The organism is Agromyces molybdatiresistens (assembly GCF_052748445.2).
On sequence record NZ_CM188258.1, the window covers coordinates 3341205 to 3353281 of the forward strand.

A 12077-nucleotide genomic window follows, 5' to 3' on the forward strand; every position below is an offset into this window, starting at 1 on the left:
GGAGCCACCGTGTCGACGACGACCCTTCCGCAGAACCCCGCCGAGCTCCGGCCCACCGTCTCCGGCCTCGTGCCCGCGACCGCCGACGAGCTCGACCCCGAGGAGCGCCTGACGCGCGCCGAGGTCGAGGCGCTGCAGCTCGAGCGCCTGCAGTGGACCGTGCGCCACGCCTACGAGAACGTGCCGCTCTACACGCGCAAGTTCGACGAGCACGGCGTGCACCCCGACGACATCCGGAGCCTCGCGGATGTCGCGAAGCTGCCGTTCACCACCAAGGCCGACCTGCGCGACACCTACCCGTTCGGCATGTTCGCCGTGCCGATGGAGCGTGTCGCGCGCATCCACGCGTCGTCGGGCACCACCGGGCGCCCGACCGTCGTGGGCTACACGCACGACGACCTCGACCGCTGGGCGACGCTCGTCGCGCGCTGCCTCCGCGCGAGCGGCGTGCGGCCGGGCATGAAGGTGCACAACGCCTACGGCTACGGCCTCTTCACGGGCGGCCTCGGCGCGCACGCCGGCATCGAGAAGCTCGGTGCGACGGTGATCCCGATGTCGGGCGGCCAGACCGCCCGCCAGGTGCAGCTCATCCGCGACTTCGAGCCCGACGCGATCATGTGCACGCCGAGCTACCTGCTCACGATCGCCGACGCCATGGAGGAGGCGGGCATCGACCCGCGCTCGACGAGCCTCAAGGTCGCGATCCTCGGCGCCGAGCCGTGGACCAACGAGATGCGCCGCCGCATCGAGGAGCGCCTCGGCATCGACGCGGTCGACATCTTCGGCCTCAGCGAGGTCATGGGGCCCGGGGTCGCCAACGAGTGCGTCGAGACGAAGGACGGCCCGCACATCTGGGAGGACCACTTCCTCCCCGAGGTCATCGACGGGAACACCGGCGAGCAGCTGCCCGACGGCGAGAAGGGCGAGCTGGTCTTCACGTCGCTGACGAAGGAGGCCTTCCCGGTCATCCGCTACCGCACGCGCGACCTGACGCGGCTGCTGCCCGGCACCGCGCGCCCCGGCATGCGCCGCATCGAGAAGATCACGGGCCGCAACGACGACATGATCATCCTGCGCGGGGTGAACCTCTTCCCGACGCAGATCGAGGAGCTCGTGCTCGGCATCGAGCACCTGACGCCCCACTTCATCCTGGAGCTGACGCGCACCGGCCACATGGACGACCTGACCGTGCGGATCGAGCGCCACCCCGACCTCGAGGTCGACGTCTGCCAGGCCGCGACGGTCGTGCTCGCCGGACGCATCAAGGAGTTCATCGGTTCGTCCGTCGTGGTGCGCCTCGAGGAGCCGGGCACGCTGCCGCGCAGCGAGGGCAAGTACAAGCGGGTCTACGACCTGCGCGAGCCGCGCTGAGTCGCGGCCCGCGCGGGTGACAGACTGAAGCGGATGTCAGGGAACACGACGCTCCGACGGGGACGCCCCGGCTACGACCAGCAGGGCATCCTGCAGGTCGCCGTCGCCGCGTTCAACGAGTACGGCTACGACGCGACCTCCATGGGCGTGCTCGCCGACCGGCTCGGCCTGTCGAAGTCCGCGATCTACCACCACTTCACCTCGAAGGACGAGATCCTCGAGCGCGCGCTCGACCAGGCGCTCGGCTCGCTCGAGGGCGTGCTCGACAAGACCGAGGCCGCCGGCGGCAGCGCCGCCGACCGGCTCGACGCCGTGCTGCGCGGCGCCGTCGGGGTGCTCGTCGCCGAACTGCCGTACGTGACGCTGCTGCTGCGTGTGCGCGGCAACACCGAGGTCGAGCGGCGCGCGCTCGCGCGACGGCGCGCGTTCGACAAGCGCGTCACGGCGCTCGTCGCCGAGGCGCAGGCCGAGGGATCGCTCCGCTCCGACATCGACGTGCGGATCGTGGAGCGGCTGCTGTTCGGAATGATCAACTCGATCGTCGAGTGGTACCGGCCCGGCGGCCGGGAGGATGCCGCGCGGCTGGCCGACGACGTCGTCGCGGTCGCGCTCGACGGGCTGCGGGTGCCGTCCGGCGCTTCGCGCGCCTGATCCGTCCGCGCCGCGCCCGGTCGTCGCCAGGATCGTCGGGTCACGGCGGCCGTGCACCCGCCGATGGTGACGACGACCGAGGAGGACCGAGGACGACCGGCGCTCAGCGACGGCCCGCGGCGCCCGCGACGTCGGGGTGCTCGGGCGGCAGCCCGTGCCGCTTCCCCGCGCGGAGCAGCTCGAGGTTGCGCCGCTCCCAGTCGAGCATCTCCTGGCGCACGCCCTCGAGGATCCGGCTCTCGCCGCAGGCGGGCAGTGGTCGTCCGCAGGTGCACGTTCCCGGCTTCTTCGGGTCCGGGTGATGGAACGCCTGCAGTCGCCAGAGGGCGACCATCGCCGTGTCGACCCGCTTCGCGGTGAGCTGCGTCGCGCGCTCGGCGCGCCGCACTCGGTCATCGCGCAGCTGGTCCTGGAGCGCTGCACCGACCTCGCTCGCGGTGTCGATGGCGCCCGCCCGCAGCTGGTCGCGCTCCGCCGTGAGCCGGGCCACGAGTTCGGCCGAGTCCGAGGCGGCCGCCACCGCCGCCTCGGCCGCGCCGCGCGCGTCGCGGTCGTGCGCCTCGAGGATGCCCCGCCAGAGCACGATGTGCTCCCGGTCGCGCTGCTCCGCCCGCTCGGGGCCGAGATGCGACCGGCAGTGACTGCACACCACCTGGTCGGACGCCGAGGCGAACCGGAAGCGCTGCACACTCCCGCAGCAGAGGCACGGCACGTCGACGTCGGCGTGGAGCGGGTGCTGGTGGGGCATGCGGTCCAGCGTGACCGGCCGCGTCCGGGCGGTCAAGTCGCGGCCGACGCCCTCAGCGATCGAGCTGCAGTCGCGACCACGCGAGCGCACACAGCGCGCCGGACGCGAGCGGCACGGTCGGCACCGTGAGGAGCGCGGCCGCCGGCACGGTGCCGGGCGCGATCGCCCAGAGCGCCGGGGCGACGAACGGCACCCACGCCCCGACGTCGGCGATCGCGGCGACCTGCGCGACCACGATGACCACCACGGTCGCGGCGATGCCGGGCAGCAGTCCCCGCCCGAGCGTCGCGACCCAGGCGGCCGGCGTCGCGATGAGAGCGGAGAGCACCACGAGCACCGGGATCCGGGCGAGGGAGCCGACGCCCGCGGCATCCGTCGCCCCGAGACCGAGCGCGAGCCCGGCGATCGCGACGACGCCGGTGAGGGCGGCCGCGACCACCACCGACCACGCGAGGTAGACGGCGAGCTTGCCGAACGCGATCGCGGGTCGCGAGACCGGCAGGCCGAAGAGCGCGGCGACGGTGCCGTCGGCGAACTCACGGCCGAACATCCAGCTGAGGGCGACGCCGAATGCGAGCACGCCGGCCGCGGCGGTGATCTGCAGCACGACGCCGACGAGCCCGGCCCAGCCCGGCACGCCGGCGAGGGGCCCGAGCTTGGCGAGCACCTGGGCGTCGCCGGATGCCGCGGCCAGCAGCATCCCGAGGGCGAGCACGCCGACGCCGATGACGAGGAGCACCGTGATCGAGGCCATGACGCGGGAGGCGATCGCCTTGCGCGCCTCGACGGCGATCGCGATGTGCAGGCCCGTGCCCCACGGGCCTTCGGGCCGGTTGGCCGCGGCCCGGGGACCCGGGACCCGGTCGCCGGCGCGTGGGCCGCTCATGCCGCGGCCCTCCGTGCCTCGTCGTCGGCGTGCACGAGCGCGAAGAACGCGCGCTCGAGGTCGAAGCCGCCGGGGTCGAGGGCGCCGATGACCCGCCCGTCGTTGACGACCGTGATCCGGTCGGCGACACGCGCGACCTCGTCCAGGTGATGGCTCGAGACGAGGATGCCGGCGCCCGCCGCAGCGCGCCGGAGCAGCGATTCGCGCAGCACGATCACCCCGGCGGGGTCCAGGCCGTTCGTCGGCTCGTCGAGCACGATCGCGTCGGGATCGTGCAGCAGCGCACCGGCGATTCCGACCCGCTGGCGGTTGCCGAGCGAGAGCCGGCTCGCGCGCACGCCCGCGTAGCGCCCGAGGTCGAACTCGTGGATCGCTCGGTCCACGACCGATCGGACGCGGCCGCGCTCGACGCCGTGCAGGCGCGCGGCGACCTCCAGGTTCGCGTGCCCCGTCAGCTCGGCGTAGGCGAGCGGGTGCTCGACGAGTTGCCCGACGCGCGCCCAGGTCGCGGCATCCGCCTCGACCACGTCGACGCCGCGCACGCGGACCGTGCCGGCGTCGGGCCGCAGCATGCCGAGCAGCACCCGCATGAGCGTGGTCTTGCCCGCGCCGTTGAGCCCGACGATCGCGTGGATCTCGCCCGCGGCGACGTCGAGGTCGATGCCGTGCACGCCGGCGCCGCCGCGGAAGCTCCGCGAGACCTTCCGCGCCTCGAAGCGGGGCACCGCTGTGCGCGCCGTGCTCACGCGGTCACCTCGATCACGTCGAGCGCGCGTTCGATCGCGGCGTCGAGCGTGTCGATCTCGCCGTCGGCCCACGCATACGTGCCGGTGACGAGCGCGGCGATCACGGCGGACGCCGCGACCCGCGCCTCGAACGGCGGCGCACCGTCGGCGACGAGCCGCTCCACGATCGCCGATTCGGTGTTGCCGGTGCTGCGCCACATCGCACCGCGCAACGAGGGCGTGCGCGAGGCGATCCGCACCCGAAGGCGGATCTCGGGATGCTCGGTCACGGGCAGGGCTCGCCACGCCGATCGGATGCCTCGCGCGGCGCGCTGCAGCGGCGGCAGCTCGCGCGGCTCGTCGCCGATTCCCTCGGCGAGGATCGGATCGTAGGGGTCCTCGAGGACGAGCTGCTCCTTCGCGGCGAAGTGACGGAAGAACGTCATCTCCGTGACGCCGGCGGCTGCCGCGATCTCGGACACCGGGGTCTCGTCATAGCCCTGCCGCTCGATGAGCTCGAGGCCGGCATCGATGAGGCGCTGCCGCGTGCGCGCGCCCCGGCCCGTGAGAGGAAGTGTGGCCATGCCGAAATGTTAGTCACTAACATTGCGCACCGCAAGCACGCGCGAGAGGACGCGCCTCCTGCCTGCGCTTCCCGCGGATCGCATCCACCGTCCCCGCAGCAGAGGTCGGACGGCGCGTGCAGCGTCCCGTAGCATCGACACGTGCTCGACGCGTCTCGTACAGTCCGCTCGCGCACCCGGACCCTCGCCAGGATCGCCGCCGCGATCGTGCTCGGCGCGGTTCTCGGTGGCGCGGGCAGCGTCGTGCTGGCGCCGGATCCACTCGCGTCCAGCGAGCTCGCCGATGAGGATCTTCGGAGCGTGAACCCGCTCGCGGGCCTGCCCTCCGAACCGGCCGTGCTGGTCATCGGGGACTCCTACACCGAGGGCATCGGCGCCTCCCGGCCCGATCGAGGCTGGGTGCGGATCGTCGCGGAGACGCTCTCCTGGAACATCACGATCGACGCGGTCGGCGGCACCGGGTTCGCGCAGGGAACGATCGCGAACGGTCGCACCGATCTCGCGTTCCGTCAGCGGATGGACGCGCACCGTGCCTCGGACCGCGACTTCGATCTCGTGGTCCTCCAGGGCGGTCTCAACGACTACTTCGTTCCGCACCGGGCGGAGGTCGCAACGGTCGTCGGCGCGGTCGAGGCGGCACGCGAGCACTGGCCCGACGCGGCGATCGTGATCTTCGGACCCGTCGAGCCGCTCGGCGGAGGAGTCCGCCACAGTGCACGCGCCGATGCCGTCCGCGAGGGAGCCGAGGAGTCGGATGCCGTCTACATCGATCCCGCGTCGCCCTCGCCGTGGTTCACCCAGCGCAACTCAGCGCGATTCGACTCGGGCGACGGACTCCACGTGAACGACGCGGGTCACGCGTACCTCGCGGCGCGATTCGCCGCGGCGCTCCAAGCGCACCTCCCCTGATGCGGACGTGGGCCCCGGGCGCGGCTCAGGCGACGAGGACGAGTCGCTCGGCGGCATCCGCCCGCACGCGCCGCGACAGCGAGTGAGCCGGACGCTCGACCAATCGGTGGAACAGCGCCGCAGCGGCGATGGCGATCGGCACGGCCAGGAGCACGGTGAATGCCGGGCGTTCGAGCAGGACCCCGATCGCGATGACGATCGGCTCGTGGATGAGGTAGAGGCTGAACGAGATCGCACCGAGCCAGAGCACCGGCCGCATCGTCAGGATCTTCGTCATCGCGGGAACGTGAGCCGCCGCGATGATCACGATCGTGACGCCGGCGAGGGTCGGCACCAGGGTCACCGCCCGCGCGCTCGCGCCGAGAACCGGGAGGAGCATCCAGTAGGAACTCGTGAGGAGCACGGCGGCCGTCGTCGCTGAGACGGCGAAGCCGATCCGCCGGCGGGGTCCTGCCGCCTGGATGCGTTCGCCGAGCGCGTCCCAGACCCCGGCGAGCGCGACACCGATCCCGAACATCGGGAGGAACGTGAGCGCCCCGTTCTGGCCGAGCACGCCGGCGGTGGACAGGAGCGCGTACGCGACGAGCTGCACCCACGCAGGCGTGCGCCGGGCGAGGTAGATGTAGAGCGGGAGCAGCAGCGAGAAGAGGACCTCCCACTGCAGCGACCAGAGCGGGCTCACCGTCCCGGAGACCCCGCCGAGGAGCGTGACGTCCGAGAGCGCTGCGGCCCAGGTCATCGTGTCCGGCCGACGCTCGATCCAGATGCTCTCGGCTCCCAGGTCTCGGGGGAAGACCGCGAACACCACGGCGGCGAAGGCCACGGCGGCGATGACGGGAAGGTACAGCCGCACGAGTCGCGAGGGGAAGTAGGCGGCCCAGCTGAACCTCGGAGATCCGACCGAGAGTGCGAGCACGAGCCCCGACAGGACGAAGAAGAGATAGACCGCCTCGGTGCCGGCCCACAGGAGGTGGAGCGGCGTGTACGCGAGGATCGCGGCGAATCCGTCGACGTGGATCGAGTAGTACGGTGCAGCGAGCGCCGGAACGGTCAGCAGCGAGTGATGCACGAGGACGATGACCGCGGCGACCCCGCGAAGTCCGTCGAGGGCATGGAGCCGCGTCGAGGTGGGTGACATCTCTGCCCTTTGGGACGGGGACGATCCCGTGACCGGGGGGTGGAATCGTCGGAATCGGCGGTGAAGGAGCAAGGGTAACCCAGACGCGCGATGTCGCCGAATCACCGGGCCGCATCCGGACATCCGGCGTCCGGGCGCCCTCGGCCGACCTCCGAGGAGATCGGACGCGGGCCTTCCGGCGACACGTTCACGGCAGTCGAGAACGTCGGATGCCGCGGCCTCGGAGTCGCGCGGACCGGCGCGGCCTCTCCATGCCGGCCCGCCGAGGGTTGCGGCTCAGAGCTCGTCCCACGGGCCGTAGGCCCGAACGTCGGGTCGACCGTCCCCGTCCGGCAGCGGCCGCCGCCGGAAGACCGCCGCGAGGCCGCGGAAGCGCTCGATCGTCGCCGGCCCGCCGGACGCCTCCGGCTCCTCCACCGGCGGGACATCGTCGGTCACCGCCTCGACGGAGATCGGGATCCCCGCGCCGATCAGCATCCTGACCCGCCCGGTCGAGCCGTCCCTCCGACGTGCGTGGATGTCGGCGATCGCGACCGAGTTGCCGCTCGCCAGGCCGTCCGCGTAATCGAGGACGGCATCCGCTGTGGCATCCGTGGCCAGGAACTCCGCGCCGCCGTATCGGATCCGTTGCGTCATGTCGTCCCCTTTCCCGGTCGTCGTCCCATGGTCTGGGGGATCATGATGTGCTCAAGCCTACGCTCGGATCCCCCGGAGGGGAGGGGTTGACGCACCGCGCGAACCCGCTCACGCCCGCCGGGGGGCGCGTGCCCCGGGCATCGGGCGGGACCGCGACGCGCAGCCGACTGTCGGCCGCATGCGCGAGGCTGGGCTCATGCCCGATTCCCACCCGCACGCCGCGCGCGCCGACGAGGGTGCCGGCGCAGGCGCCATCGCCGGCGACCTCCGCGCCGACGCCCTCGCCGCGCTCCGCGAGCTGGTCGGCCGCGACGACGCCGAGTTCCACGAGGGCCAGTTCGAGGCGATCGAGGCGCTCGTCGCGGGCCACCGGCGCGCGCTCGTCGTCCAGCGCACCGGCTGGGGCAAGTCGGCGGTGTACTTCGTCGCGACGCTCCTGCTCCGCCGTCGGGGCGGTGGCCCGACCATCCTCGTCTCGCCGCTGCTCGCGCTCATGCGCGACCAGGTCGCCGCGGCCGAGCGCGCGGGCGTGCGCGCGGTGTCGATCAACTCCGCCAACGCGCACGAGTGGCAGGAGGTGCTCGCCCGCCTCGACGCCGACGAGGTCGACGTGCTGCTCGTCTCGCCCGAACGCCTGAACAACCCGTCGTTCCGCGAGCAGCAGCTGCCCTCGCTCGTGCGCCGGCTCGGCATGCTCGTCGTCGACGAGGCGCACTGCATCAGCGACTGGGGGCACGACTTCCGCCCCGACTACCGGCGGCTCCGCGACCTCATCGCCGAAATCCCGGCCGACGTGCCCGTGCTCGCGACGACCGCGACGGCGAACAGCCGGGTCGTGGCGGATGTCGCGGAGCAGCTCGGCACCGACGTGCTGACGATCCGCGGCCCGCTTGCGAGGTCCTCCCTCCGGCTCGGCGTGCTGCGCCTGCCGGACTCGACGGGCCGGCTCGCGTGGCTCATCGACCACCTCGACGACCTGCCGGGCTCGGGCATCGTCTACGCGCTCACGGTCGCGGCGGCGGTCGACACTGCGCGCGTGCTCCGAGAGCGCGGCCACGACGTGCGCGCGTACACGGGCCAGACCGACCCCGAGGAGCGCGAGGAGTCCGAGGGGCTGCTCAAGCGCAACGAGGTGAAGGCGCTCATCGCCACGAGCGCGCTCGGCATGGGCTTCGACAAGCCCGACCTCGGCTTCGTCGTGCACCTCGGGGCGCCGTCGTCGCCCGTCGCCTACTACCAGCAGGTCGGTCGTGCGGGCCGCGCCAGCGAGAACGCCGACGTGCTGCTCCTTCCGGGCCGCGAGGACCCGGCGATCTGGCACTACTTCGCGACCGCGTCGATGCCCGACGAGGAGCGCGCACGACGGGTCATCGACGAGCTCTCCGACGTGCCGCTCTCCACCCCCGCGCTCGAGGCGCGGGTCGACATCCGGCGCACGCCGCTCGAGCTGCTGCTCAAGGTGCTCGACGTCGACGGCGCCGTGCGCCGCGTGCAGGGCGGGTGGGTGGCGACCGGAGCGTCATGGACGTACGACGCCGAGCGCTACCGCCGCATCGCCGAGGAACGCGAGGCCGAGCAGCGCCACATGCTCGAGTACGAGGCGACCGACGGATGCCGCATGGCCTTCCTCCAGCGTTCCCTCGACGACGGCACGGCGGCGCCGTGCGGTCGCTGCGACCGATGCGCGGGCGCGTGGTACCCGGGCGAGGTCGATGCGGATGCCGCGGCCGCCGCCGCGAGCGCCCTCGACCGGGTCGGCGTGCCGATCGAGCCGCGCCGTGCGTGGCCGACCGGTGCCGACCGGCTCGGGGTGCCCGTGAAGGGTCGCATCGCGCCCGCCGAACAGGCCGCCGAGGGCCGCGCGCTCGCGCGGCTCACCGACCTCGGCTGGGGGTCGACGCTCCGCGAGCTGTTCGCGCCGAACGCACCCGACGCCCCGGTGCCGCCGCGCGTGCTCGACGCGTGCGTTCGCGTGCTCGCCGAGTGGGGGTGGTCGGAACGGCCCGTGGCCGTGGCATCCGTCCCCTCGCGCTCGCGCCCGCAGCTCGTCGACTCGCTCGCGCGCGGACTCGCCGAGGTCGGTCGACTCCCCTACCTCGGCTCCCTCTCGCCGGTCGACGGCGGCCCGACGGGCGGTCCTGGAGGCAACAGCGCGTTCCGGCTCGCGGGCGTCTGGGGCCGGTTCTCGGCCGACGGCCTCGACGTCCCCGAAGGTGGCGTCCTGCTCGTCGACGACCTCGCCGACAGCCGCTGGACCCTCACGGTGGCGGCCCGCACGCTCCGGCAGGCGGGCGCGACCGGCGTGCTGCCGTTCGCGCTCGCGCTGCGCGGCTGAGGTCCGGGCTACCCGACCGGCACCGCCGCCCGCTCCTTCGCCACGAGCGTGAGCACGTCGTACGTCGCCACGAGCTCGTCGCGCTGGTTCTTCAGGACCGCGTCCCAGCGCACCTCGCCGTACTCGTCGGTCTCGCGCGGCGTGATCTGCTTGGCCGTGAGCTCCACGCGGATCTCGTCGCCCGGCGAGACGGGCGTGATGAACCGCAGGTTCTCGAGGCCCGAGTTCGCGAGCACCGGCCCCGGCGCGGCGTCGACGAACAGCCCAGCCGCCCACGACACCAGCAGGTACCCGTGCGCGACGCGGCCGGGGAAGAAGGGGTTCGCCGCTGCAGCCGCCTCGTCCATGTGCGCGTAGAACGTGTCGCCCGTGAAGTTCGCGAACGTCTCGATGTCCTCGAGCGTCACGGTGCGCGACGGCGATGCGACCTGGTCGCCGATCCGGAGCTCCGCGAGCGACTTCCGGAACGGGTGCGCCTCGCCGGTCTCCGCGTAGGGCCGGGCCGCGGCGCCCGCGTGCCACACGCCGGTGAGGGCGGTGAGCATGGCGGGCGAGCCCTGGACCGCGGTGCGCTGCATGTGGTGGTACACGGCGCGGATGCCGCCGAGCTCCTCGCCGCCGCCGGCGCGGCCGGGGCCGCCGTGCACGAGGTGCGGCACGGGCGAACCGTGGCCGGTCGACGTGCGCGCGTCGTCGCGATCGAGGAAGAGGAGGCGGCCGTTCATCGCCGCGATGCCGGACGCGAGTGCGACCGCGACATCCGGATCATGCGTGGCGACGCTCGTCACGAGCGAGCCGCCGCCGCGGGCGACGAGGTCGACCGCCTGGTCGAGGGAGTCGTAGGCGATGACGGATGCCACGGGGCCGAACGCCTCGACCTCGTGCACCGCGTCAGCCGTGGCATCCGCGAACTTCAGGAGCATGGGCTGGACGAACGCGCCGTCGGCGTCGACGCCCTCGGGCGCCTCTGCGGACCCGATGACGAGCTCGCCACCGGCATCCTGCAGCTTCCGCACCTGACGGAGCACCTCGTCGCGCTGGGCGAGCGAGGCGAGCGGGCCCATCGTGACGCCCTCGGTGCGCGGGTCGCCGACCACGACCTTGTCGGCCAGGCGCGCCCGCACGGCGTCGACGACGGCATCGACGGATGCCGCGGGCACGATCGCGCGACGGATGGCCGTGCACTTCTGCCCCGCCTTCGAGGTCATCTCGACGACGAGCTGCGCGACGTACGCGTCGAACTCGGGCGTGCCGGGCTCGGCGTCGGTGCCGAGCACGGAGGCGTTGATCGAGTCGGTCTCGCTCGTGAAGCGCACGCCGCCGGTCTGCACCGAGTCGTGCGCCCGCAGGCGCTCGGCCGTCGAGGCCGACCCGGTGAACCCGACGAGATCGCCGACGCGGAGGTGGTCGAACAGGTCGGGGACGCTCCCCGACACGAGCTGCAGCGAGCCGGCGGGCAGCAGGCCGGACTCCGCGAGGATGCGCACGAACGCCTCGGCGAGGTAGCCGGTCGGGGTCGCGGGCTTGACGACGGTCGGGACGCCGGCGAGGAACGCGGGCGCGAACTTCTCGAGCGAGCCCCATACGGGGAAGTTGAACGCGTTGATCTGCACGGCGACACCGGGCAGGCGCGTGTAGACGTGGCGCCCGATGAAGGAGCCGTCCTTCGAGAGCGGCTCGACCGGGCCGTCGACGACGACCTTCGCGTTCGGCAGCTCGCGGCGCCCCTTCGACGAGTAGGTGAAGAGCACGCCGATGCCGCCGTCGATGTCGACCCACGAGTCGCGCTTGGTCGCGCCGGCGCGCGCGGAGACCTCGTACAGCTCGGCCTTCCGCTCGGTGAGCACGAGCGCCATCTGCTTGAGCAGCACCGCGCGCTGGTGGAACGTGAGCTCGCCGAGCGAGCGCTGCCCGACCGTGCGGGCGTGTTCGAGCACCCCGGCGAGGTCGAGGCCCTCGGTCGAGACGCGCGCGACGACCTCGCCGGTCGACGCGTCGCGCACCTCGGTCGCGGATGCCGCCGCGGCGTCGCCGGGCGTCCACCACGCGTCGCGGACGTAGCTGGGCAGGATGCCGGTCATGTGGTTCTCCTCG

The 12077-nt window shown here is 73.1% G+C and carries 11 protein-coding genes; 4 read left to right on the top strand and 7 right to left on the bottom strand.

Going from position 1 to position 12077, the window contains the following annotated elements; genetic code table 11:
* Window positions 1-69: 69 nt before the first annotated feature.
* Complete coding sequence (gene paaK / locus ACULK2_RS15420) at window positions 70-1371, top strand: phenylacetate--CoA ligase PaaK (protein WP_445969995.1); 1302 nt, start codon at window positions 70-72, stop codon at window positions 1369-1371.
* Between the two features lie 33 nt (window positions 1372-1404).
* A complete protein-coding gene (locus ACULK2_RS15425) occupies window positions 1405-2022 on the top strand; it encodes a TetR/AcrR family transcriptional regulator (protein ID WP_445969937.1) in 618 nt (205 codons plus the stop codon).
* A 103-nt stretch (window positions 2023-2125) separates the two neighbouring features.
* On the opposite strand, the gene ACULK2_RS15430 is transcribed toward ACULK2_RS15425, so the two are convergent.
* Genes ACULK2_RS15430 through ACULK2_RS15445 form a run of 4 tightly spaced genes read right to left on the bottom strand, consistent with a single transcriptional unit; the run spans window position 2126 to window position 4965 of the window.
* Window positions 2126-2770 (bottom strand): hypothetical protein, encoded by a 645-nt coding sequence (locus ACULK2_RS15430; protein ID WP_445969938.1) that lies wholly within the window; start codon window positions 2768-2770, stop codon window positions 2126-2128.
* A gap of 52 nt (window positions 2771-2822) precedes the next feature.
* Window positions 2823-3656: an ABC transporter permease gene (locus ACULK2_RS15435; protein ID WP_445969939.1), complete on the bottom strand. Its 834-nt coding sequence runs from the start codon at window positions 3654-3656 to the stop codon at window positions 2823-2825.
* Window positions 3653-4402: an ABC transporter ATP-binding protein gene (locus ACULK2_RS15440; RefSeq protein WP_445969940.1), complete on the bottom strand. Its 750-nt coding sequence runs from the start codon at window positions 4400-4402 to the stop codon at window positions 3653-3655. The genes ACULK2_RS15435 and ACULK2_RS15440 overlap by 4 nt, the downstream gene beginning before the upstream one ends.
* Window positions 4399-4965: a TetR/AcrR family transcriptional regulator gene (locus ACULK2_RS15445; RefSeq protein ID WP_445969941.1), complete on the bottom strand. Its 567-nt coding sequence runs from the start codon at window positions 4963-4965 to the stop codon at window positions 4399-4401. The genes ACULK2_RS15440 and ACULK2_RS15445 overlap by 4 nt, the downstream gene beginning before the upstream one ends.
* Window positions 4966-5106: 141 nt before the next feature.
* On the opposite strand from ACULK2_RS15445, the gene ACULK2_RS15450 reads away from it, so the two are divergent.
* Window positions 5107-5874 (top strand): SGNH/GDSL hydrolase family protein, encoded by a 768-nt coding sequence (locus ACULK2_RS15450; protein WP_445969942.1) that lies wholly within the window; start codon window positions 5107-5109, stop codon window positions 5872-5874.
* A gap of 25 nt (window positions 5875-5899) precedes the next feature.
* On the opposite strand, the gene ACULK2_RS15455 is transcribed toward ACULK2_RS15450, so the two are convergent.
* Together ACULK2_RS15455 and ACULK2_RS15460 are read right to left on the bottom strand one after the other, a co-directional pair.
* Window positions 5900-7012, bottom strand: coding sequence for an acyltransferase family protein (locus ACULK2_RS15455; protein ID WP_445969943.1), 1113 nt, complete (start codon window positions 7010-7012; stop codon window positions 5900-5902).
* Window positions 7013-7288: 276 nt separating this feature from the next.
* Window positions 7289-7648, bottom strand: coding sequence for a hypothetical protein (locus ACULK2_RS15460; RefSeq protein WP_445969944.1), 360 nt, complete (start codon window positions 7646-7648; stop codon window positions 7289-7291).
* Window positions 7649-7844: 196 nt separating this feature from the next.
* On the opposite strand from ACULK2_RS15460, the gene ACULK2_RS15465 reads away from it, so the two are divergent.
* Window positions 7845-9983, top strand: a complete 2139-nt coding sequence (locus ACULK2_RS15465; protein ID WP_445969945.1) for a RecQ family ATP-dependent DNA helicase — start codon at window positions 7845-7847, stop codon at window positions 9981-9983.
* Window positions 9984-9991: 8 nt separating this feature from the next.
* Here the strand turns inward: ACULK2_RS15465 and paaZ are convergent, their stop codons facing one another.
* Window positions 9992-12064: a phenylacetic acid degradation bifunctional protein PaaZ gene (paaZ, locus tag ACULK2_RS15470; protein WP_445969996.1), complete on the bottom strand. Its 2073-nt coding sequence runs from the start codon at window positions 12062-12064 to the stop codon at window positions 9992-9994.
* Window positions 12065-12077: the final 13 nt, after the last annotated feature.

Coding starts and splice junctions, on each gene's coding strand:
- ACULK2_RS15425 (WP_445969937.1), top strand. CDS start 1,405: ATGTCAGGGAACACGACGCTCCGACGGGGACGCCCCGGCTACGACCAG.
- ACULK2_RS15430 (WP_445969938.1), bottom strand. CDS start 2,770: ATGCCCCACCAGCACCCGCTCCACGCCGACGTCGACGTGCCGTGCCTC.
- ACULK2_RS15435 (WP_445969939.1), bottom strand. CDS start 3,656: ATGAGCGGCCCACGCGCCGGCGACCGGGTCCCGGGTCCCCGGGCCGCG.
- ACULK2_RS15445 (WP_445969941.1), bottom strand. CDS start 4,965: ATGGCCACACTTCCTCTCACGGGCCGGGGCGCGCGCACGCGGCAGCGC.
- ACULK2_RS15455 (WP_445969943.1), bottom strand. CDS start 7,012: ATGTCACCCACCTCGACGCGGCTCCATGCCCTCGACGGACTTCGCGGG.
- ACULK2_RS15460 (WP_445969944.1), bottom strand. CDS start 7,648: ATGACGCAACGGATCCGATACGGCGGCGCGGAGTTCCTGGCCACGGAT.
- ACULK2_RS15465 (WP_445969945.1), top strand. CDS start 7,845: ATGCCCGATTCCCACCCGCACGCCGCGCGCGCCGACGAGGGTGCCGGC.
- paaZ (WP_445969996.1), bottom strand. CDS start 12,064: ATGACCGGCATCCTGCCCAGCTACGTCCGCGACGCGTGGTGGACGCCC.